Source organism: Bacillus sp. AY2-1, assembly GCF_008368965.1.
GTDB lineage: Bacteria > Bacillota > Bacilli > Bacillales > Bacillaceae_G > Bacillus_A > Bacillus_A thuringiensis_S.
Genome location: NZ_QPEL01000197.1, coordinates 1 through 22,055 on the forward strand (window position 1 = coordinate 1; position 22,055 = coordinate 22,055).

Here is a 22,055-nt window from a genome sequence, read left to right on the forward strand (position 1 = left end):
AATACAGTGTGAAATAAAATAATAATTCTTTATGTGTAGGAAGAGTTATTCTATTTTGTATAATTTTGTAATTTAGTTCGGTATAATTATGATATAGAAGGAAATTTGTTAGAGGAGGTACATTGTGAACATATTAAAGATTATAGGAATTGTTGCAGGAGTGATTATAGTAGCAGTTATAGTTTTCTTTGTCATAATGAAGTATTATTTGTCAAAAAAAGATTCTGATTACGTATTAACGTATATAAAAGAACATAAAGACGATGAGACATGTTCATTACTGATTAGAAAAAATGGTGAGGTATTAACATCTATAAATGAAAATAAAAAATTGCCATTAGCGAGTACGGCAAAAATCGTAATAGCAGTTGAATTTGCTAAGCAAGTGTCAGAAGGAAAAATAAGTCGAGATGAACAAATTTCATTGCAGGAGCTAGAAAAATATTACGTTAAAAATACTGATGGTGGAGCGCATCCTACCTGGTTAGAAGATGCCAAAGTGAGAGAATTAGTGAAAAATAGACAAATCGCTTTAGAAGAAGTCGCTAAAGGAATGATTCATTATAGTTCTAATGCAAATACAACATATTTGTTAGATAAGCTTGGAATAGAAAGAGTAAATGAAAGTATAAAAGAGTTAGAGCTTACTAGTCATGATAAGTTCACTTCTTATACGGCTGCACTATATATGAGAGGATACGTAGAAAAAGAACTTCATGTGCCAGAAAATCAGTCATTAAAAACGTTACGTAACATGTCAAAAGATGAGTATAATAAACATGTGTTACAAATTCATGAATGGATGAAAGATGAAGAAGAATGGAAAAAACGTGAAATTCCATTAAAGGTAGATATGGAATTTCAGCGAATTTGGTCAGATCGATTAGTGAGTGCAAACGCTAAAGATTATATGAGTATAATGGAAAAAATAAATAGTAGAAATTATTTTCCTAAATTAATGCAAGAAGAAATCGAGAATATTTTCAAAGGCACAGTTGATAATAGTAAGTTAGAATTTGCGGGGCAAAAAGGTGGATCTACCGCATTCGTATTGACCAAAAGTTTGTATAGTACAGATAAGAAAGGTAATAAGATAGAAGCTGTCATTATGTTTAACGATATAGAAAATCAAGTTGTATATCAAAAGCTGAGAAATAATATAAATTATTTTATTCAAGATGCTATAACAGATGAAGAGTTTAGAAATAAATTATAATGAAATAATTTTATTATGTAAACAACATGCTATTAAAGGTAGGTATTGAGATGAGGTTGAATGAGTATATGCTTGAAACGTTTCCGAATTTAGAACTTAGACCACCTCTATTTTATAATTGGGATATTGGTATTCGTTTTAGATTAGGTGTGGACTATGATTGTAATAACATTTATGAAAATTGTCTATATTTAGAAGGCGTTTATAAAAGGACGATTACTTTATTTCAGTCTTTACATTCAACAAAAGATGATATTTATATTGTAGTGGATGTAAATGACCATGCAAACGGTGAAACTTTCAAACAGAAATTGAATATCTTTTCTAAGTATGTCAAAGAGAAGTCCGATTTGTTTAAGTTACAGAAAAATACAATCCCTTATGTTTTTCCAGATGAAGATGAAGATGGAGCATATAAAACACATAGATATACTTTGAAATGTGAAATCTCTGACTTTACATACATTCCTATGCTAAAAGCAATTTGTAATCAAGATATGGGAATAAAACCGAGTATTTTTCATAGGGTGTATTTTATAAATGTTAACAAGAATACTATATTTCACGTTTATGATGATAGAGGTTGTGATGTATTAGCTATCTCTCCTGATACAATTAGGGATATTTATAATACATATAATGATTGGATATTAGAATACGATAGAAATAAAATTGATAAAGTATTTAATTGGATGTAGTCTATTTTAATTGAGGGAAATACCATATGAGGTGTTTCCCTTTTATTAATATGAAAATCAACATTTAAATTTGACAGTACTTATAATAAAGGTAAAGGGATTTGATGGTAATGTATTGAATTTGGATAAAAACGGAAAAGGGAGATGAATAAATGACGACAATCTATTTCGTTCGCCATGCCCACTCTACATATACAAAAGAAGAAAGGGAACGACCTTTATCTGAAAAAGGGCACTGTGATGCAGAGAATGTAACGCATTTATTAAAAGATAAACATATTGATGTTGTTATTTCTAGTCCGTACAAAAGAGCGATCCAAACTGTACAAGGAATTGCGAATACATATAAATTATTAATACAAACAGAAGAAGATTTGCGTGAAAGATTATTGAGTACAGAGCCAGTAGCAGATTTTAATGTTGCTATGCAGAATGTGTGGAAAGATTGGAGTTTTGCATACGAAGGCGGAGAATCGAGTGATGTCGCACAAAGGCGCGCTGTAATATGTATGCAAAATATATTAAAACAATATGAAGGTAAGAACATTGTAATAGGTACGCATGGGAATATTATGGTATTACTAATGAATTATTTTAATTCGAAATATGATTTTGAGTTTTGGAAAACACTTCATATGCCTGATGTGTATAAATTAAATTTTGATAAAAATCGCTTCATTTCTGCTGAAAGAATAGAGAAAACAGGTCATCGGTTAAATATTTTGTAAAAGTTTATCAAAAAAAGAGGAAACAGAGAAGTTATTGTAGAAGTATGACTTTGTAACATAAAAAATATATGTTAAAGGAGGCTGTTTACATGTTTGAGAAAGAGAAAGAAGGGCTTATTGAAGTTCAAAACGTATATGAAATTGCACCAGAAGATGGAACAATTATTGGTATGGCAACGGAAGAAGAAATGGAAATTGCTGCTGAACTAGAGTTACAGTACTATGCTCATTCTCGTTTGTTAGAAGCAAATATTCAGTTAGACGGTTCCTCCTACAAAGAGTTACTTCAGGAGTTCCAGGAGTACGAAAGAAAATCAATGAGCTTTTGGCGAGCGATACATAAACGTTTAGCTGTGCCATGGGCGTGGGTACTACGTATTGATGTTGCGAATGGCCCTATATATGTAAGTAATGGTAGTTCATATTACGAAGAAATCGATGATGAAGAAGATTATGAATAGAAGATAAGTAAGGAAGCAGCTTTAGTTGCTTCCTTTTTTGATTTGTAAGAAATGAATTGCTTCAATAATAATATCTGGTCGATCATTTTCTATACCGTGACTAGCATGTTGGGCAAGAATATAGTGGCTGTTAGTTGAGAGGTGTAATTGTTCATGAATTAGTTCTTGCCACATTGCTTCAAGTTGTGTTGCTTCCTCTTTTGGCATGCCACCATTAGTCAATTGAGTAATAGAATATTGAGGATCTCTACCGATAACGATTAATGGTATTTCTAATGTTTTACATAGCTCTTTTAGTGAGAGAGCACAGTTTTTCCACTCAGATAGTTCAGAAGCTGTCGCTTTATATAATGAGGCGGAGGTAGAGAATTCAATTTGCTGTTTTGATTGATTGGCGAGCATAGATTTTAGTTCATTATAAAGTGTGTCTACATCCATTTTGGAATACATATTATATTTTTGAAACCAAACATCATCAGAATCAGTTTGATCAGAAATTGGTAAATGAAGTTCATCTAAACGGTGTAAGTTCATCGAAGTAGAATCAACTAAAATAAGTGCTTGCAGCTTATCTTCATGTAACAGCGCAAAATGTTGTGCACATAAGCCTCCGTAGGAATGCCCGATGAGAATGATTGGCCCGTGAATATCTAGTTTTTGTAGTAATATATGAAGTTCTTTTGTAACTTGCCTTATTGTACGTGGCTGATTTCCTAGCTTACTTTTCCCGTAACCTGGGCGATGGTATGAAACGACTGTAAAGTGCTTTGAAAGCTTTTCTATAATAGGAAACCAATCATAAAATGAGCAACTCATTCCGGTTTGAATGACTACAGTTTGTTTACCACTTCCTTTTATATGTACTTCTATATTCTGTCCCATTATTTCTACAAATTTATGAATGTTAATTCCTCCTAAGCTTGAAATAATTTTTGACAAGCAAAAACGATACACCAAATACCTATACCGAGTAGGACAGATGTACTAAGTGAAAATGAATTTTTCAAACCAATATAGACAATAAATAATAGTAGTGCTGATGCGGGGAATCCATATAATACCCCTAAAGCAAATTGACTCAATTCTTGTTTATTCCCGCCTTCAAATGAAATCCAAAATAGACTAAGTAAACTCACGAGAGGAAGGGCAGCAATAAAGCCACCTATCGTACTGTAGTGTTTAGCGACTTCAGTGATAACGCCGATAATAAGTGCCGAAACGATTACTTTAACGAGGAAATGCATATTTTGCCTCCTTCGCTAATAACGAAAATGCTTTTTCAATTAATTGTTGTTCTTCTTTTGATAACTGTGATTCTAATATTTTTATCTTTTCTTTATCCAGTAAAGTATGTTTTTCTAATACTTCAATCCCTTCAATTGTTAATGTAAGGTTTACCACTCTTTCATCTTGTTTATTTCTCTCTTTAACGATGAAGCCCTTTTGAATAAGGCGCTTTATGTGTTCAGATGCTGTGTTATGAGAAAGACTAAGCTCAGTAGCGACTTTTCCGATTGTTATATCTTTCTCACGAGAAACGATTTGTAAAATACGAATTGCTTGGTGGGAAAGGTTGTCCTCGTATTCGTATCGTAAGTGATAATAAATGCTCTCCCAATATTGATTAATGTTGTTCATAATAATAAATCCCCTTTTTTATATCGTATATTAAGATATATTCGTTGTTTTAGAAATAAAATCCTTTTATTTGGATAAAAAATGTTGAAAAAGTTTATTTTTATTGAAATATAAGGTAATCTATGTGTAAAGGTATACATTTAGCAAGAGAGAGGATGATAGCTGTGAATACATTCAAATGGATGAGTCATGAACAGATGTATGTAGATGAAATACATGTTGAAAAATGTGGTCCTCTTTCAGTCGGCGTATATGGGGGAAATCAAGAAAGTGATGCATATGAACGAGGAGATGCGGTGCTTGCTTGGTGGGATCCTGAATTACAATTTGAATTTGTTATGATTTTTGATACACACCACAAAACAAAAAATATTGATTATATAATAGAAGCGATTTCAGAAAGAAAAGAGAAATTAAAAGAGTTATTTTCCTATCCAATACATTTAGCTTTTCATCATACACATATGTACTTATTAGCGTTATTTACAGATGAGTTATTTATTAAAAAGTGTGATCAAGATGATGAGGAACTCGCTTGCTTAATTTGTTTACGAAAAGGCGAATTTTTATATTGGTTATCAGTTGGTGATTGTTTCGCGTATTTATTCCATTCTGAGAAAACGAAAAATGGAAAAGGACGATTAAATAAACGGAAAAATTACGAATATATTGGTAGGAAAAATATTTTTGCAGCAAATACACCTTGCTTTACGTCAGGTGTAAGAGGATTAGAAAAAGGAATGAATCACATTGTAATGGCAACAGATGGTATTTTAGAGTGTGACAAACGAAGGTTTGATGATGATCAATCTTTAGTAGAAATATTACACGACGGAAGTTGCTTGCAGATTGAGCCCGTATTAACAAATGTATTGCAGTGGAAAGGTAGAGATTGTGCCACGATTATTGGATGGTCTATTGATACTGATAATAAACAATGTGCTAATTAATATAAAAGGAGTTCAAGGTTTTTATCCTTGAACTCTTTTTTGTTAAGCAATATGAATATGATATGTTTTCAACCATTCATTTACTTGTAGCATATACTCCATGGCACTTCTTGCCTCAAAATTGTTAATCTCTTTATTACTTTGATCAGCAATTGAAAGTAAGATGGAATGGTTAATAAGTGAGAAAATAGGATTGTTTTTATTGCTACACATATCAAGTGTTAAATTACGGATTGTTTTTAAGTAGTGTGGATCTTGTGAAGTTGGATAAGCGCTTTTTCTTCTATTGCGTACATCGTCAGGTAAAGCTGGATGTAGTGCTCTACGTAAAATGCCTTTTTCAATATTATCAATACTTTTTATGTTGAAAGGAACATTCCATAAATATTCAACTAATCTATAATCGCAAAACGGTACACGAACTTCAAAACCAACAGCCATACTCATACGATCTTTACGGTCAAGTAAGAAAGGAAGGAATCTCGTTAAAAATAAATAAAACATTTGGCGTTGTTTCGCGGATTTTTTACTTTCCCCTTCAAGAGTAGGTACTTCATGAACAGCTTCATGGAATCTTTTATTGATATAATGTTCAGGATTACATTGCTTTGTTACTTCGTTTAATAATAGAGAAGATGTGTTTTTCCAGTTTGTTAACCATGGAAACTTATCTACATACAGTAGTTCTTCTTGATGAAACCAAGGATATCCCCCGAATACTTCATCAGCCGATTCACCAGATAAAGCTACGGTTGCATCTTTTTTCATTTCGCAAAATAGTAAATATAGTGAAGTTTCCATTTCGCCTGCACTTGGCAAATCTTTCGCATGGAGGGGAACGAATAAGTGATTTGCTAATTCTTCAGCATTCACAATAATGTCATGATGCGATGTCCCTACATGTTCGGAAACACGTTTTACCCAAGGAGCGTCTAAGCCAGTGCGAGCAAATGTCAGCTCGAAATCTTTGGCGCTATTTAAAAAGTCGATTGAATACGTGTGAAGTGTTTCGTGCTCCTCTGCAAATTCTTTACCTGCAAGTGCAGTAATACCGCTAGAGTCTAATCCGCCTGATAACATACAAACGAGAGGAACATCGGCAATTAATTGTCTTTTTACTGTATCTTGTAAAATAGATAAAATATGCGAAGATGTATCTTCTATAGAGTCTGTATGGATCTTACTTTCTAAATTCCAATACTTCGTAACTACTTTTTTATGACGTGTAAATGTTATAGAATGTCCAGCACGTACTTCTTGAATATGCTTAAACACACCACATCCTGGAGTGCGAAATAAGCCTAATCCAAATATTTCATTTATTCCATCCGCATCAATTTCAGCAGGGACAGATGGATGCGCTAATAATGCTTTAATTTCAGAGCCGAAAATAATACTGCCATTTCTTTCTGTAAAAAAGAGCGGTTTTACACCTAAATGATCTCGTGCTAAAAACAATTGTTGCTTCTGTTCATCCCATAATGCAAAAGCGAAAATTCCGTTTAAATGTCGTACGCAGTCTTCTTTCCATTCTAAATAAGCATGTAGTAATACTTCTGTATCTGAATGGGTTTCAAATGTATGACCACATTTTTGAAGTTGCTCTCTCAGTTCACGGAAATTATAAATTTCTCCATTATAAGTAAGAGCATACGTATAATCACCAGCACGAAATGTCTTCGGCTGCGTCCCGCCTTCTGGATCAATAACAATTAAACGTCGGTGTGCAAAGGCCGCGCGAGGTGAAAACCAAAATCCTTCAGCATCAGGACCACGATGCTGGATACTATTTGCCATCTTTTCTAAAATAACATGTTCATTGGAGAGATCCTTATTCCAATTTACCCAACCTGTAATTCCACACATACACATCTCATCTCCTAATTTTAAAAATATATTAATGAAATAAAATGTACACCAAATTAAAGAATGACTATATAAATAGTGTACTACATGAATTAAATTGTAGACTTGAGAAAATTTTCTTTGAACGCATAGTCATGTGAGACAATGGCTAAGGGGAAGTATTCCATTACATACAAAAAATAAAAAAGATGAGAGAAAAAATTTCTTCAGACGTTATATAGGGTGTAAAAGCTTTTACAAAACAATAAGGGGAATCGCTACATGAAATCAAATGAGAAAAATTTTATAAAAAGATTACAGCGGCAAAAAGAAGGCGCGTTAGAATTTGTTGTCGATACATACTTACCACTCATAAAGGGGATCACGCATAAAGTTCTACTTCCAATTCAAAATGATGGACTCATAGAGGAATGTATAAACGATATATTTCTTTCCATTTGGAATAACGCAAATAAATTCCATGGAGAGCCGAGTGATTTTAAAAAGTGGATTGCAGCGATTGCAAAGTTTAAAGCAATTGATTATTACCGAAAAGCGACTAAAAAAGTAGAAATTATTTCAGATGAGTTTCATATCAGTACAGAAAAATCAGCAGAAGACGAATTAATCGTTATGGAAGATAGGGAAGAATTATTGAAGCTCATTAATCAATTAGAACCGTTAGATCAAAAGGTATTCATTATGAAATATTTACTTGGTATGAAGACAGAGGAAATAGGTGACAAGCTAGGATTAACTCGGGCAGCAATTGATAATCGAGTGTACCGGGGGAAAAAGAAACTACAACAAAATGCTACGAAAATTAGTTTTGGAGGTAGTGCAATATGAAAGACATTTATGAACTATTAAATGATATTGATATAGATGAAAAAGAACTAGAGGAAATTGAGGCTTCTGAAATTGAAAAAGAAAAAGTGAAGCGTAATGTAAAACAATCGATACGTAAGAAGAAAAAGATGAAAAGTTGGAAAAAAGGTGTCGCTGCTGCATCTATTTTAGTAGGATTATCAGTTGCAACACTTGGTATTGGTTTTCCAACCTATGCTGGAGGTCTTCCTATAGTAGGAGATATATTCCGATTTTTAGATAATGGTAGAACAGGGCTACATGAAAATTATAAAGAGTTTTCGACTGAATTGAATATGACGAGAGAGAGTAATGGGGTTAAGGTTACAATTAATGATGCTGTGTTTGATGGGAGAACTGTAACGATAACGTATTCTATCGAAAGTGAAAAAGATTTAGGAGAGCATCCGAGCATATTTGGTTCCCCGCAAGTAAGCATGTCTAATGGTGCGGCTGGAAGTTCTAAAACTACGAAAGTAGGAGATAAAAAATATGTAGGTATGACTACAACAAGTGATCTTGGTAGTAAAAGAATGGACGTTGCAAATGTTAGATGGAATATGGAATCAATTAATATGTACGAAGAAAAAAAATCAATAAAAGGGAATTGGAATTTTGCTCTTACTTTAAAGGCGATGGATAGTAAGGATATAAAAGTTAATGGGATTTCCGAAAAAGAAGGTATAAAAGTAAATATAGACAAAATGGAAGTAACACCTATGTCATTTATCGTTTTTTATAATCAGGAAGAATCTAAGGCATTAAGGCGCATATGGGATAGTGCAGATGTTGAGCTAGAAATAAAAGATGATTTAGGAAATCAATACGCTGGTGAAGGAAATGGCGGAACGGGTACAGTAGCAGAACCACATAAAAGTAGTTGGAGTACTACATTCCAAAAATTGAATAAAAATGCTACAAAGCTTATCGTTACGCCTCATGTGAATTTGCGAGTGCATACACCTGAAAATCATGGTGGAGTATGTGAATGGAAAAGAGAAGAAAATTGAAGTGCCGAAAAAAGAAGCGAAGAGTAAAGATATTGTTCTAGATGATATCGTAATTGATTTAAAGAAATAGAAGAGAGACTGCCTAAAAACATTAGGCAGTCTCTCTTTTCGCTAAAAACTAGTTACGAGTAACGCATGTGGATGCTGCGTTTTATACTCATCTTTCCACGGAATGTTTAGTTGTTCCCACGATTCGCCGCTATCATTGGATTGAAACACGCCGTTGTTATTTAACGTGTAAAACGTATGTGGTTCTGCCTTGTTTGTCGCAAACATCGAAATGACTGTACCGATTGCGGATGGTAGTCCTTGTTGTACTTGCTGGAAAGGAGTATCTTTCGTTTTTCGATAAATATAAGATTCATAAGGAATATGGTGATGAGCGAGATCAGCACTCGGTGCAGCTGAAACGAGAATCGTATTGCAATCAGCGGGATCGATAGCCATGCTGTATAAATAATGATGTTCAAGTCCTTCACTGCATGAGATCCAGCTGTTTCCATTGTTATAACTTTCAAGATATGCACGATCAGGTCCGCCCATAAATCCGTCACCACATGATGCATAAAGGCGATTTGGTGCTTCAGGGTGCATAAGTAATTGATGAGCATCGATAGGGGCACCGAATTTTTTATCGATCCATGTATGCCCTTTATCATTACTTTGAATAACAGCACCAGCTTCGATTGAAACGTGTATTGTATTAGGGTTGTTTGGATCAACTGTAATCCAGCGTACGTGATGGGTAAAAGGTCTAGGCGGAAATGCCCACGTATAAGAAGATAATAATGATTTCATATTTTTAAGTTCAGTCCACGTTTCACCACCATTTTCAGAGCGGAATAAAGCGCTCGGTTCTGTGCCAACATAAACGACACCATATCCGTTAACTTGTTCATTTGAGCTTATTGTTATGGAAGTGATAGAGGAGTGCAAAATACCATCTTCTTTAGGAAAATCAAAGTAACGATAAGAATCTCCAATTGGTCTCCATGAATCCCCGCTATCGTCACTTAACCATAGACCTCGTCCAAATGTTCCGCAATATACACGATTTTTTTGAAATGGATCAACAGCGATACAGGTAGGTTGCATATTTTGTAAGTGGTAAGTCGTTTCATAGTCATCATATTGTTCTTTCACTACAACAAGTTCACGTTCCATACAGAGAAATAAACGTTTCATTTTAGTAACCTCCTTAAAAATTCTTTCATTAGTAAACAATATGAAAATAAAAAAGAAGTAGTCTTGTTTTATTTGAGAAAAAGGGATTGTTTAAAAAGAAGCGAAGTGTGTATACAGAGGAAGCGGGCGTTTACAATCAGTCAATTCGGGATAAAGATGGGGAGTTTGTTTCATACTAACATACAGATATTGTACTTAAAGGAGTATTCGTATGGGACATTCGCATGATCATGGTCATTCAAAAAATAAAAAGGCGTTACTAATTGCCTTCCTACTAACAACAAGTTTTATGATTGCAGAAGTTGTTGGTGGATTTGTAACAAATAGCTTAGCACTATTATCTGACGCGGGGCATATGTTAAGTGATGCGGTATCTTTAGCCTTAAGTTTACTTGCGTTTAAGCTCGGAGAAAAAACAGCAACAACTGCGAAAACATATGGATATAAGCGAGTCGAAATGTTAGCAGCATTATGTAACGGTGTCGTTCTTATTGTCATTTCGGTATACATTTTTATTGAAGCAATCCGCCGTTTTAAAGAACCAGTTGAGATTGCTAGTAATGGGATGCTCATTATTGCTGTACTTGGTCTGCTTATTAATATTTTATCAGCTTGGATATTAATGAGAGGCGGAGATGTGAAGGGGAACTTGAATTTAAGAAGTGCTTTCCTTCACGTATTAGGCGATCTATTAGGATCAGTCGGAGCGATTATTGCAGCGCTATGTATTAAATTTTTCGGATGGACGGTTGCTGATGCGATTGCTAGTATTCTTGTGTCTATTTTAGTCATTATTAGTGGATGGCGTGTAACACGTGATACCGTCCATATATTAATGGAAGGTGCACCCCAGCACATAAATGTTGAAGAGGTAAAAAGTACATTATTAAATATTACGGTTGTAAAAGAAGTTCATGATTTGCACATATGGTCTGTCACATCTGATTTTCAAGTATTAACTTGCCATTTGATTATTAAAGGTGATGAAACGCAAAATGTATTAAAAGAGGCTACGGATGTATTAAAGGAGAAGTTTCATGTAGAACATGTCACCATTCAAGTAGAAATAGATGGTGAATTTAATCATAGTGAGACAACCTGCAAAGTATGAAAGAAAAAGGATAAGAAAATGTGTCATAACATTTTTCGCACGGCATACATATATATAATGTGGCCACAAATACTTTGTCAGGTAAATATTTCATGAAATTACTTTACTTATAAAGAGTCATCTTTTATAATCAAAAGTGGTAATTGATAAAGATTATCATTTTCAATGATCGTGGAAAGGAGTTTTTTTAAAGATGAGTAGTCAACTCCGTTTTGCTGTTGAAAATCGTAAGAGGCATTTAATTGATGAGTTAATTGGAGCAGGTGTGTTTAAAATTCGTGACCGACAATTATACGAGCTGTCTTTAGAGGAATTAGAAAAAGAGTATGAAGATATTGAGGATTACGCAAATATTCAGGCATAGCACATAGATTAGTAAATAAGGAGCTGGTTACACTTTTGTGTAGCCAGCTTTATTATTTCATAGAAATCATTTTTTATATTTCTTTCATGGGACGGAGCCAGTTTTGAGACATCATTTGTTCCATTTGTTTTTCATCTTGTTTTTGTAGCGCTTGAATAATAGGGTGCTGTTCTTTAGAGGTTGTTTTTGTTAGCAGGATATCAAGAAGAAACGTTTGTTGGAGATAAAAATAAATTAGTGAAGCTTTCAGGAGCATTTTCTTATATAGTCGGAGTTGCTACTATAATATTACCGCTTGGCTTAGAAAAAATAGGTGATGTAGTTGGTAACATATATACTATATTAATTGTTTTAGGTACAGTTGTATTTATAATTAAAGCAAACCTATTAAATAAGAGTGCTATAAAATAAAAAGGCTTCATTCTACTGAAGCCTTTTATTAATTATTATGAAGTATAAGTAAAAGCCGGAATAGGATCAATAAATGTATTCCACTTTTGTTCCATTTCCTTTTCTGTTAATAGACAATCATCTAATGATTGTTCAATCACAGAACGATTCATATCAATACCGATAAATACGAGCTCAGTTATTCGATCTCCATATCGCTCGTCCCAGTTTTTTAATACTTCTGGTTCTTCTGCAATCATTTGATTTCTTTCAGTTTCAGGTAATGCGGCTATCCATTCACCGGCTCCTTGAATTGTAATAGAGGAACCTGCTTGAGATAGAAGCCCTATCATATTATTACGAGATGCGAGCCAGAAGAATCCTTTCGCTCTTACAACATCTAAAGGCCATTTTTCTAGCCAATTCATAAGGCGCTCGGGATGGAAAGGATATTTGCGACGGTAAACAAAGGAATTGATACCGTATTCTTCCGTTTCCGGTGTATGATGTTCACTATTTAATTCTTGTATCCAGCCGGCCGATTGACTGGCTTCTTCATAATTAAATAGATTTGTGTTTAAAATTTCTTGTAATGGTACTTTGCTAAACGAAGATTTAAGAACTTTTGCATTAGGATTTAATTTTTTTAGTAAATGATGAAGCTCTATCACATCTTCTTTTTCTAGCAAATCTATTTTATTAAGAATAATTACGTTTGCAAACTCAATTTGATCTATTAATAAATCAATAACTTCCCGGGTATCATTCTCATCGATTGCTTGTTTTCGGTCTAATAAACTTTCTCCATCTGCAAAATCATCCCAAAACCTATTTGCATCTACAACTGTAACCATCGTATCGAGGCGACAATTTCTCGTTAAATCAATGTTAAGAACTTCGTCTGTATAAGTAAACGTTTGAGCAACTGGAATAGGCTCACTTATACCAGAAGATTCAATAATAATATAGTCAATATCACCATTTTCAACAAGACGATCCACTTCTATCATTAAATCTTCTCGTAGTGTACAGCAGATGCAACCATTTTGAATTTCTACTAATTTCTCTTCCGTACGTGAAAAACCACCCTTTTTTATAAGAGATGCATCAATGTTTACTTCGCTCATATCATTAACGATAACAGCTACTTTTAAGTTGTTCTTATTAGTCAAAATGTGATGTAGTAAGGTAGTTTTTCCAGATCCTAAAAACCCACTTAATACAGTGATAGGTACTTTTTTCATGAAATGATCTCCCCTTTAAATCGTAATGATTACGTTTTATATTAAACGATGGAAAAAGAAAAATCAATAATAAATCATAATGATTACGATTTGAGAATAGAAATAGACTATAAAATTTGTGCTGTAGTATGAAGCATTTGGACAAGCACATGTTTACATATAAATAAAATGGAGGCGAGAAGCTTGGTCTTTAATAGAGTTTCAAAAGAATTAGTAGGCATAGCTCTTATCGCTATGTTTCTCTTTTTATTATTTTTTGTAGATTTTACAAGTCTAGCAAATTTGCACAAAAATATACCACAGGAATGGTTGAATGTGAATACAGTATTTTTAAGTATCATTTTTGAAGCAATACCCTTTATTTTATTAGGGGTAATTGTTTCTTCATTTATTCAAGTGTTTGTGACGGAAGATATGATTCAAAAAGTAATGCCGAAATCTCCGATTGTTGCAATGATTCCAGCAGTATTTGTGGGAGTTCTTTTTCCAATGTGTGAATGTGTCATTATACCAATTGTAAGAAGGCTCATTCAAAAGGGGTTACCACTTCATGTAGGCATTGTTATTTTACTGAGTGCACCCATTATGAATCCAGTCGTTTTTTTATCTACTGTATATGCGTTTCAAAAAAATGATTATGTTGTATATGCACGCTTTGGGATAACAATTTTAGTTGCTCTATTCATAGGTCTAATTGTGTATTATTGCTATCGCCAAAGAAATGTTTTAAAAGACGTAGAGGTTTCAGTTCAAACAAGCAAAAAAAAGAGTTGGAAAGATGTTATGAATCACACTGTAGATGAGTTTTTTGATACTGGTAAGTATTTATTGATTGGTGCTTTTTTAGCAAGTGTATTTCAAACGTTTTTTGATCGGAATGTACTGGATGCAGTAGCACATAACGAAGTAATTGCCCCCTTTATTATGATGGGATTTGGTTATGTTTTATCAATTTGCTCTGCAGCCGATGCTTTTATAGCGGCATCTTTTGGACATGTTTTCTCAGTAAAGGCACTTCTCGCATTTCTTGTGTTTGGGCCGATGCTTGATATGAAAAATACGTTAATGCTATTTGCATATTTTCAAAAGAAATTTGTATTCTTTTTAATGGGAATTGTCATTGTATCTGTGTATACCATCCTGCAAATTATAATGTTATAGGAGGTGAGAAAGAATGGAGAAAGAGGAGCAGAAGGCATATCATCGCTATATTCGTGGCATTATTTTAATTGGTTTAGCAATGCTCTTATTTAAACTACTTGTAACAGGGAATATTTATAATTTTATCGCTCCAAAAATGATTAAATTTACGTATATAGCTTTTGTAGTGATTTTACTTCTTGGTTCTTTACAAGTTTGGAGAGATGGGAGAGAAAAAGAGGATGATTGTAATTGTTGTAAGCATCATACAGCATTAAAATCAGGGATGAAAAGTTTCTTTGTATATGTTTTATTTGTTGTTCCGATTATTAGTGCTTTTCTATTTGGAAATGTAACAATTGATGGAAGTTTAGCAGGAAAAAGGGGTATGAATCAAAGTGTACAGGCGAGAAGTATGGAAGGGAACGAAAAAGAGGGGAAACAGGATGATTTTGATGGGCGAGAGGTATTCGATGATCCAGATGAAACATCAAATTTATCAACGACTTATGAAACGGAAGAGCAAGTAGTAAAAAGTATGTTAGGACAGCATAAACTACAAGTAGAGGATAAGGATTATGTTCAAACAATGAGTATAATTGGTCAAGATGTAAAAGGGTTTAAAGGGAAAGAAATTATATTCTCAGGGTTTATATATAATGATAAGGATGTGACGGGTAATAAAGCAGTAGTGGCTCGATATGGCATAACTTGTTGTATTGCGGATGCATCAGTCTGGGGGATGATTGTTACCGGGAAAAACGTTGGGAAAATTCCAAAAGAAACATGGGTGAAAATAACAGGATTATTAGATGAAACGACATATAAAGGAACAGTCTTTCCACTTGTAAAAGTAAACAAAATCGAGAAAATTGATAAGCCAACTGAACCATATGTATATGACGCTTTACCTCAATAGAAAAGAATAAATTCTTCATATTTTCATGAAATAGAATCATAATCATGGCGATAAAAAAATAAAGATAAGAGTAATTTGGTTTGTTAAAAATATGTGCAGAAGGAGTTATGCGATGAACTGGGTTACTCATAAACCATCATTTGAATTTGAAACATTTAGTCCTATTATTCGGTCACAATCTGCGTGGAGTGGACATTTAGATTTTGCATATGACTTAGTAAGATTTGAAAAACCAGAAACTTTAGTTGAGTTAGGTACACATCTAGGTGCTTCTTTCTTCAGTTTTTGTCAGGGAGTAAAAGATGGAGGGTTATCGACTAAATGCTTTGCAGTAGATACTTGGGCTGGAGATGGGCATACAGGTCCATATGGAGAAGGGGTTTTTCAAATAGTAGAAAAAGTAGTGAGCGATAACTACCTTAATATAGGAAATTTAATTCGATCTACTTTTGATGATGCTGTAGACCAGTTTCAAGATGAAACGATAAATCTTTTGCATATTGATGGCTATCATACGTATGAAGCTGTTTCTCACGATTATAACACATGGCTACCGAAAGTCGCGAAAAACGGTATTGTATTATTTCATGATATTGAAGTTAGAAGTGGTGATTTCGGCGTATATCAGTTTTGGGATGAGGTAAAAGCGAAGTACCCTCATTTTCAATTTGCGCATTCATATGGACTGGGAGTGTTATTTCCGAAGGGTTGTAGTGATAAGTTTGAGGAAATACTTAAAAATAAAGAAGAAATACAAAATATGTATAAATAAAGATAGGGCATGCATCATTTTAATGATGTGTGCCCTATTTTTTGTGTAGAAAATAATGGTGTTAATTAAAAAGTGAAGATAGTTGTAAAAAGTTTTGTTGCAGCAAATATTAAAAAAGTTAGTATGGGATTGTTCTTTGTAAATAAAGTGAAGCTTTAATACGTTCATATCAATTCGGAATTTTACAGTAGTTAATTTCTTATCTAAGTGCTTTGCGCTTACTGAATTTTAAGGCGGAGGTCTTATTGGCCGAAAATATCGGGATAAATAAAAATACAACATTTTTTATATTTTTCATTGCGAAAAACGTAATCTACTTTTACAATAGAAAGGGTTGTGAATATATTATACTGGAAAAATAAATCGAAATAATATGAAAATTTTGTTTTGTCTTCGCTAATTGTATATTACATACATGTAAGACGACATACGTCATGTTATCGACTTGTAAGGAGAGAAAAAAATGAAAAGTGTAAGATTACCATCGATGCTAGAAATCATAGTTCTTTTATTACTATTTCTTGCTGTTGTCTTTTCCTTCCAAACGATTTTTGATCTCCCAATTCAATTAGCGCTATTTATTTCATGGTTTTTAGTAATTGCGCTTGGATTAAGATTAGGATTTCGTTATCAAGAATTGCAAGATGCAATTACGAAAGGGATTTCTAACGGATTAGAAGCAATACTGATTTTAGTTGCAGTAGGTGCTTTAATTGGAACGTGGATTGCTGGTGGGGTAGTACCAACATTAATCTATTATGGATTAGAATTTATTCACCCTAGCATATTCCTATTAGCAACATTAATTATTTGTTCTATAACTTCTATCGCAACAGGAACGTCTTGGGGAACAGTGGGAACAGCAGGTATTGCTATGATGGCGATTGGTGAAGGACTTGGTTTACCACTTCCGCTTGTTGCTGGTGCAGTTCTTTCAGGAGCTTATTTCGGCGACAAATTATCACCACTTTCTGATAGCACAGTTCTTGCAGCTTCTATGGCGAAAGTAGATGTTATTGCTCACGTTCGAGCTATGCTCGTATTAGATGTTCCAGCTTATATTATTACTAGTATTATGTTTACTGTAGCTGGTTGGATGTATGGCGGCGATAATGTAGATTTGAATCGAGTAGAATTTTTAAAAGAAGCTTTATTAAAGCAATTTGATATTAAAATATGGATGCTTATTCCAGCGGTCATTGTTATCGTTCTATTAGCGATGAAGAAACCGTCTATGCCAACAATTGCAATGGGAGCTTTAATTGGTGCAATTTGGGCAACTCTTTTCCAAGGGATGAACTTTGGAGAGGCGATTGGAACAGCTTATAACGGATTCTCAATTCAATCTGGTGTTGAGTTTGTTGACAAGTTATTAAACCGTGGTGGAATTAACGGCATGCTTGGCTCAGTAGCTGTTATTATTTTCGGTTTAGGATTTGGTGGATTACTTGAAAAACTAGGTGTTTTAAAAGTAATCGTATCAAAATTTGAGAAGAAATTAAATTCTGCAGGTAATGTAACATTGTCTACATTAATCGTGGCATTCTTAGCTAATATATTTGGTTGTGCGATGTATGTATCACTAATTTTAACACCAAAAATTATGGAAGATAGCTATGATAAATTAAAAATAGACCGTCGTGTATTAGCGCGTAACTCAGAAGTAGGTGGAACGTTAACTTCAGGTATGGTTCCATGGTCTGATAATGGTATTTTTATGGCGGGTATTTTAGGTGTAGCAACGTTCTCATACGTTCCGTTTATGTGGTTAAGCTTCGTATCGTTAATTTTAGCAGTTATTTACGGATATACAGGCAAATTCATCTGGTATGTAGATGATGCAGATAAAGGAAAGCAAGCATCATAAAATAAAAATCACCTTCTACAATATGTAGAAGGTGATTTTTTATTTTGTAATAGCATCTGCTGAAGTTACTTCATTCTCATATTTAGCAATTTTTTGTTGTATCTTTTTTAAGTTTTTTTCAGTGTCTTGGATGAGCTGTAAGACATTGGTCTCTTGTTGTTTCATTAATTCCAACCGTTGAAAGATGGTAGATTCTCCTTCCATAGACCAGTCGATAAATTGTTTTATTTTTTGAATAGGCATACCAGTGTTTTTTAAACACAAAATCATTTCTAAGTATTTGAGTGCTTCTTCATCAAAAGCTCGATCTCCTTTTTCATTTCTTTGCAGAAAAGGGAACAGTCCTTGTTTATCATAATAACGTATTTGAGAAATAGTTAAGTGTTGCATTTTGGCGACTTGCCCAATTGTATAATACATATCATTCATCCTTTTGTTACCAAGGTATAATGCCATTTTTATTTAGTATTTTACCATTATAGTTTGTTTCACTTAATGCATATTTAATAATAATTTTAGCACTTTCAATAGTTGTATGGCCACCAGGGGAATTTCCATTAAGATCAGTAGTTGTAAAACCAGGAGTTATCCCAAATACTTCTGGACCGTTAGTAGCAAATTCTTTACTAAAAGCTAATGTTAAAGCATTAATAGCAGTTTTGGAAGAATTATATCCTAGTGTATTGATTGGATGTGTTTCACCATTAGCAAACATTGTTAGTGAGGCCATGTCAGTTGTTACATTTAGTATTTTACTGTTGCTTGAATTCTTTAATAATGGTAAAAAGGCTTGTATCATTTGGAAAGTTCCAAAAAAGTTAACTTCAAATCCTTGGCGTAAAGTTTCAATATTTAATTCACTAGGTAGCGTATTGAAGTCTAATGCAATGCCTGCGTTATTAATTAATAAATGTAAATGGTCAGTCGTTTCGTGAATTTTCTTTGTTGCTTCTTGAATGGATTGTGAATTTGAAATATCTACTTGAATATAGGAAACGTTTGAAACATTTAAAGAGTCTACGGCTTGTTGTCCAAGTTGTTCATTACGAGCACCTAAAAATACGTGATAATTTTTTTCTGCTAATTGACGAACAAGTTCATATCCAATTCCTTTATTCGCACCTGTTATAAAAGCATATTTTTTCATATTGAATTCCTCCAGTAGTGTTATAGTAGGTTACAATGGAAAGGATACAGCCTAAACTTAAGTTTAGGTCAAGAGGAATTTTTTAAAATAAATATAAAATATCTATATATAAGAGTGAGAATTCTTATCATTTAAGAAAAAGTCTGTTATTATAAGAGATGTAGGTATTATATTTTCAAGGGGATGAAAACATGGAGTACAGAATTGAAAGAGATACATTAGGAGAAATAAAAGTTCCAGCTGATAAATTATGGGCAGCACAAACACAACGTAGTAAAGAAAACTTTCCAATTGGAACAGAGCAAATGCCGCTTGAAATTGTAAAAGCATTTGCAATTTTAAAGAAGAGTGCAGCGCTTAGCAATCAAAAATTAGGAAAGCTATCAGAAGAAAAAGCAGAAGCAATTGTAGAAGCTGCTGATGAAGTGATTGCAGGGAAATGGAATGAACATTTTCCGCTTGTCGTATGGCAAACAGGTAGTGGTACACAGTCAAACATGAATGTGAATGAAGTAATTGCAAATCGTGGGAATCAAATTTTGAAAGAGAATGGATCTGACGTACATATTCATCCAAATGATGATGTGAACATGTCACAAAGTTCAAATGATACATTTCCAACGGCGCTCCATGTAGCTTGTGTAATCGCAGTAGAAAATCACGTATTACCAGCAATCAGGAAATTAAAAGGAACTTTAGCAGAAAAAGTAACTGCATTTGAACATATTATAAAAATTGGTCGTACACATTTACAAGATGCAACACCGTTAACTTTAGGGCAAGAAATTAGCGGATGGCACCGTATGCTTGAAAAAACAGAGCGTATGATTGCAGAGAGCAATACATATATGAAAGAGTTAGCAATTGGTGGAACTGCGGTTGGAACAGGTATTAATGCTCATCCTAAATTTGGTGAGATGGTATCAGAGGAAATTAGTCAATTTACAGGTAAACAATTTGTTTCTGCACCAAATAAGTTCCATGCATTAACGAGCCATGATGAAGTTGTATATACTCACGGTGCATTAAAAGCATTAGCTGCAGATCTAATGAAGATCGCTAACGATGTACGTTGGCTTGCAAGTGGTCCACGTAGTGGTCTTGGAGAAATTATTATTCCAGCCAATGAACCAGGAAGCTCTATTATGCCAGGTAAAGTAAATCCAACGCAAAGTGAAGCATTAACGATGGTTGTAGCGCAAGTGATGGGGAATGATGCAACAATCGGATTTGCTGCGAGCCAAGGTAACTTTGAGTTAAACGTATTTAAACCTGTTATTGCTTATAACTTCTTACAATCAGCTCACTTATTAGCGGATGCAATTGTTTCGTTTAATGACAATTGTGCAGTTGGTATTGAAGCAGATGAAGAAGTAATTAATGAAAATGTGAATCGTTCACTAATGCTTGTAACAGCGCTAAACCCACATATCGGATATGAAAATGCAGCGAAAATTGCGAAGCATGCTCATAAAGAAGGATTAACTTTAAAAGAAGCAGCATTGCAATCTGGGCTACTAACAGAAGGGCAATTTGATGAAATTGTAGATCCAAAGAAAATGATTGCTCCAAAAGAGTAATAGAAAAAGCCAAGGTTCTTAGTATAGAATCTTGGCTTTTTTGATGTTCATTTTTATGTTTCATCTACTTGCAATACTGCAAGCTTCAAAATATATTATTTGTTAGCAGGCGTATTCATTACTTTCATCTGTGGGCAGTTCTCTTTTAAGAGTGAAATGAATTTTTCTTCTTCTTGTGGTACGAAAGTGGTCACTGAGTCAAATAAATTATAATTAATTTCTAATTGTTGCCTAGTCCATTTTTTTGAACGAAGTTTTTTGCCAGAGTACTTAATATGGCGAATGTCTTTAAATGGGATTTCAGTACGAAGTATGAAACCGTGTTTTACAACAAGAGATGATTCCGTTACGTTGTAGTGAGAGAAATAGAATGAAGAAAGATTCACGATATTTAATAGCATCATGAGAGTGAAAAAAATAGAATTTTCATTTTGGAAGAATAACGAAACGAAAAAAATAATTAGAAATAATGTAATGAAAATGACGTGGAATGGATTTTTTTTCGCTTTAAATTTCAAGTTAGTCACCTCGGTATACTTGTTCTTTAACTAAATTAAATCATAACATTGTGATAAAACGTGTGAATATGCAGAATTGCATATTCACACGTTTTATTATTCATGTAAAATTTCTTGATAGGATAAATTCAAAAGAAGTTTTGTAATAGTGGAGTGACATGAAGTGACTTACAAGAATAGAAAGATAGTGTTAGTCATAATTAGTTGTATGATGATTATGAGTAGTTGTGCTAATAAATTTGTTGAAGATAGAAATCGAAAGCATACATTTGTACAAGCAAGTAAGGTTTTAGTAGAGACTGTAAATAGAATATATAAATTGAAACTTTAATCAACTGATTATTAGCCCTCACCAATCGGGCTTTTAAGGGCAGCCCGCCCTCATTTAACTTCTTTGCTTCCGCT

23 protein-coding genes and 2 pseudogenes are annotated in these 22,055 nt (G+C 33.6%); 15 read left to right on the plus strand and 10 right to left on the minus strand.

Features of this window, described 5'->3' with window-relative positions; translation table 11 throughout:
* Positions 1-124: 124 nt before the first annotated feature.
* The 4 genes from DN403_RS28295 to DN403_RS28310 all read left to right on the plus strand — a co-directional run bounded on the left by DN403_RS28295 (position 125) and on the right by DN403_RS28310 (position 3,103).
* Positions 125-1,216 (plus strand): serine hydrolase, encoded by a 1,092-nt coding sequence (locus DN403_RS28295; protein WP_001023334.1) that lies wholly within the window; start codon positions 125-127, stop codon positions 1,214-1,216.
* Positions 1,217-1,284: 68 nt separating this feature from the next.
* The gene (locus tag DN403_RS28300; RefSeq protein WP_000894372.1) at positions 1,285-1,914 is read left to right on the plus strand and encodes a DUF3885 domain-containing protein; all 630 of its coding nucleotides are present in this window, start codon (positions 1,285-1,287) and stop codon (positions 1,912-1,914) included.
* Positions 1,915-2,066: 152 nt separating this feature from the next.
* Positions 2,067-2,642: a histidine phosphatase family protein gene (locus DN403_RS28305; RefSeq protein WP_000208260.1), complete on the plus strand. Its 576-nt coding sequence runs from the start codon at positions 2,067-2,069 to the stop codon at positions 2,640-2,642.
* 89 nt (positions 2,643-2,731) lie between these two features.
* Positions 2,732-3,103, plus strand: coding sequence for a hypothetical protein (locus DN403_RS28310; protein WP_000461779.1), 372 nt, complete (start codon positions 2,732-2,734; stop codon positions 3,101-3,103).
* A gap of 21 nt (positions 3,104-3,124) precedes the next feature.
* Here the strand turns inward: DN403_RS28310 and DN403_RS28315 are convergent, their stop codons facing one another.
* From DN403_RS28315 to DN403_RS28325, 3 genes are read right to left on the minus strand one after another with little or no spacing between them, the layout of a single operon-like run.
* The gene (locus DN403_RS28315; protein WP_149186007.1) at positions 3,125-4,057 is read right to left on the minus strand and encodes an alpha/beta fold hydrolase; all 933 of its coding nucleotides are present in this window, start codon (positions 4,055-4,057) and stop codon (positions 3,125-3,127) included.
* Positions 4,018-4,347, minus strand: coding sequence for a DUF3147 family protein (locus DN403_RS28320; protein ID WP_098437178.1), 330 nt, complete (start codon positions 4,345-4,347; stop codon positions 4,018-4,020). Before DN403_RS28320 ends, DN403_RS28315 begins: the two co-directional genes overlap by 40 nt.
* The gene (locus tag DN403_RS28325) at positions 4,331-4,741 is read right to left on the minus strand and encodes a MarR family winged helix-turn-helix transcriptional regulator (protein ID WP_098437179.1); all 411 of its coding nucleotides are present in this window, start codon (positions 4,739-4,741) and stop codon (positions 4,331-4,333) included. The genes DN403_RS28320 and DN403_RS28325 overlap by 17 nt, the downstream gene beginning before the upstream one ends.
* A 122-nt stretch (positions 4,742-4,863) precedes the next feature.
* Between DN403_RS28325 and DN403_RS28330 the strand changes: the two genes are divergently transcribed.
* Entirely contained in the window at positions 4,864-5,691 is an 828-nt protein-coding gene (locus tag DN403_RS28330; protein WP_098437180.1) for a PP2C family serine/threonine-protein phosphatase, read from the plus strand.
* Between the two features lie 42 nt (positions 5,692-5,733).
* Here DN403_RS28330 and asnB read toward each other — a convergent pair whose 3' ends face one another.
* Positions 5,734-7,557: an asparagine synthase (glutamine-hydrolyzing) gene (gene asnB / locus DN403_RS28335; protein ID WP_017762990.1), complete on the minus strand. Its 1,824-nt coding sequence runs from the start codon at positions 7,555-7,557 to the stop codon at positions 5,734-5,736.
* Positions 7,558-7,818: 261 nt separating this feature from the next.
* Here asnB and DN403_RS28340 point away from each other — a divergent pair, with 261 nt between their 5' ends.
* Both DN403_RS28340 and DN403_RS28345 read left to right on the plus strand, forming a co-directional pair.
* Complete coding sequence (locus tag DN403_RS28340; RefSeq protein ID WP_000840029.1) at positions 7,819-8,385, plus strand: sigma-70 family RNA polymerase sigma factor; 567 nt, start codon at positions 7,819-7,821, stop codon at positions 8,383-8,385.
* A pseudogene (locus DN403_RS28345) lies at positions 8,382-9,483 on the plus strand (DUF4179 domain-containing protein). Before DN403_RS28340 ends, DN403_RS28345 begins: the two are co-directional and overlap by 4 nt.
* Before the next feature lie 41 nt (positions 9,484-9,524).
* On the opposite strand, the gene DN403_RS28350 reads toward DN403_RS28345, so the two are convergent.
* Positions 9,525-10,598, minus strand: coding sequence for a WD40/YVTN/BNR-like repeat-containing protein (locus tag DN403_RS28350; RefSeq protein ID WP_000825316.1), 1,074 nt, complete (start codon positions 10,596-10,598; stop codon positions 9,525-9,527).
* Between the two features lie 211 nt (positions 10,599-10,809).
* On the opposite strand from DN403_RS28350, the gene DN403_RS28355 reads away from it, so the two are divergent.
* On the plus strand, positions 10,810-11,709 hold the full coding sequence (locus tag DN403_RS28355) for a cation diffusion facilitator family transporter (protein WP_000510030.1): 900 nt from the start codon (positions 10,810-10,812) through the stop codon (positions 11,707-11,709).
* Positions 11,710-11,902: 193 nt separating this feature from the next.
* Positions 11,903-12,073, plus strand: coding sequence for a Fur-regulated basic protein FbpA (gene fbpA, locus DN403_RS28360; RefSeq protein WP_000098300.1), 171 nt, complete (start codon positions 11,903-11,905; stop codon positions 12,071-12,073).
* Between the two features lie 73 nt (positions 12,074-12,146).
* Here the strand turns inward: fbpA and DN403_RS28365 are convergent.
* A pseudogene (locus DN403_RS28365) lies at positions 12,147-12,245 on the minus strand (GntR family transcriptional regulator); the annotation flags it as partial.
* Between the two features lie 8 nt (positions 12,246-12,253).
* Between DN403_RS28365 and DN403_RS28370 the strand changes: the two are divergent.
* Positions 12,254-12,484, plus strand: a complete 231-nt coding sequence (locus DN403_RS28370) for a DUF3784 domain-containing protein (protein ID WP_102981840.1) — start codon at positions 12,254-12,256, stop codon at positions 12,482-12,484.
* Positions 12,485-12,519: 35 nt separating this feature from the next.
* On the opposite strand, the gene DN403_RS28375 is transcribed toward DN403_RS28370, so the two are convergent.
* Positions 12,520-13,707 (minus strand): GTP-binding protein, encoded by a 1,188-nt coding sequence (locus tag DN403_RS28375; RefSeq protein ID WP_000757662.1) that lies wholly within the window; start codon positions 13,705-13,707, stop codon positions 12,520-12,522.
* 168 nt (positions 13,708-13,875) lie between these two features.
* Here DN403_RS28375 and DN403_RS28385 point away from each other — a divergent pair, with 168 nt between their 5' ends.
* The 4 genes from DN403_RS28385 to nhaC all read left to right on the plus strand — a co-directional run bounded on the left by DN403_RS28385 (position 13,876) and on the right by nhaC (position 18,405).
* Positions 13,876-14,868 carry a permease gene (locus tag DN403_RS28385; RefSeq protein ID WP_003277678.1) on the plus strand — a complete coding sequence of 331 codons (993 nt, stop codon included), beginning with the start codon at positions 13,876-13,878 and terminating at the stop codon, positions 14,866-14,868.
* Between the two features lie 13 nt (positions 14,869-14,881).
* Entirely contained in the window at positions 14,882-15,766 is an 885-nt protein-coding gene (locus DN403_RS28390) for a TIGR03943 family putative permease subunit (RefSeq protein WP_000409945.1), read from the plus strand.
* Positions 15,767-15,878: 112 nt separating this feature from the next.
* Positions 15,879-16,538 (plus strand): class I SAM-dependent methyltransferase, encoded by a 660-nt coding sequence (locus DN403_RS28395; RefSeq protein ID WP_001104666.1) that lies wholly within the window; start codon positions 15,879-15,881, stop codon positions 16,536-16,538.
* A gap of 463 nt (positions 16,539-17,001) precedes the next feature.
* Positions 17,002-18,405 (plus strand): Na+/H+ antiporter NhaC, encoded by a 1,404-nt coding sequence (nhaC, locus tag DN403_RS28400; protein ID WP_000843986.1) that lies wholly within the window; start codon positions 17,002-17,004, stop codon positions 18,403-18,405.
* A gap of 39 nt (positions 18,406-18,444) precedes the next feature.
* On the opposite strand, the gene DN403_RS28405 is transcribed toward nhaC, so the two are convergent.
* Together DN403_RS28405 and DN403_RS28410 are read right to left on the minus strand one after the other, a co-directional pair.
* On the minus strand, positions 18,445-18,825 hold the full coding sequence (locus tag DN403_RS28405) for a MerR family transcriptional regulator (protein WP_000291857.1): 381 nt from the start codon (positions 18,823-18,825) through the stop codon (positions 18,445-18,447).
* Positions 18,826-18,841: 16 nt separating this feature from the next.
* A complete protein-coding gene (locus tag DN403_RS28410; RefSeq protein ID WP_000759560.1) occupies positions 18,842-19,552 on the minus strand; it encodes an SDR family NAD(P)-dependent oxidoreductase in 711 nt (236 codons plus the stop codon).
* A 191-nt stretch (positions 19,553-19,743) separates the two neighbouring features.
* On the opposite strand from DN403_RS28410, the gene fumC reads away from it, so the two are divergent.
* Positions 19,744-21,132: a class II fumarate hydratase gene (gene fumC, locus DN403_RS28415; protein ID WP_000456611.1), complete on the plus strand. Its 1,389-nt coding sequence runs from the start codon at positions 19,744-19,746 to the stop codon at positions 21,130-21,132.
* A 95-nt stretch (positions 21,133-21,227) separates the two neighbouring features.
* Here the strand turns inward: fumC and DN403_RS28420 are convergent, their stop codons facing one another.
* On the minus strand, positions 21,228-21,650 hold the full coding sequence (locus tag DN403_RS28420) for a PH domain-containing protein (RefSeq protein ID WP_000669083.1): 423 nt from the start codon (positions 21,648-21,650) through the stop codon (positions 21,228-21,230).
* Positions 21,651-22,055 lie beyond the last annotated feature (405 nt).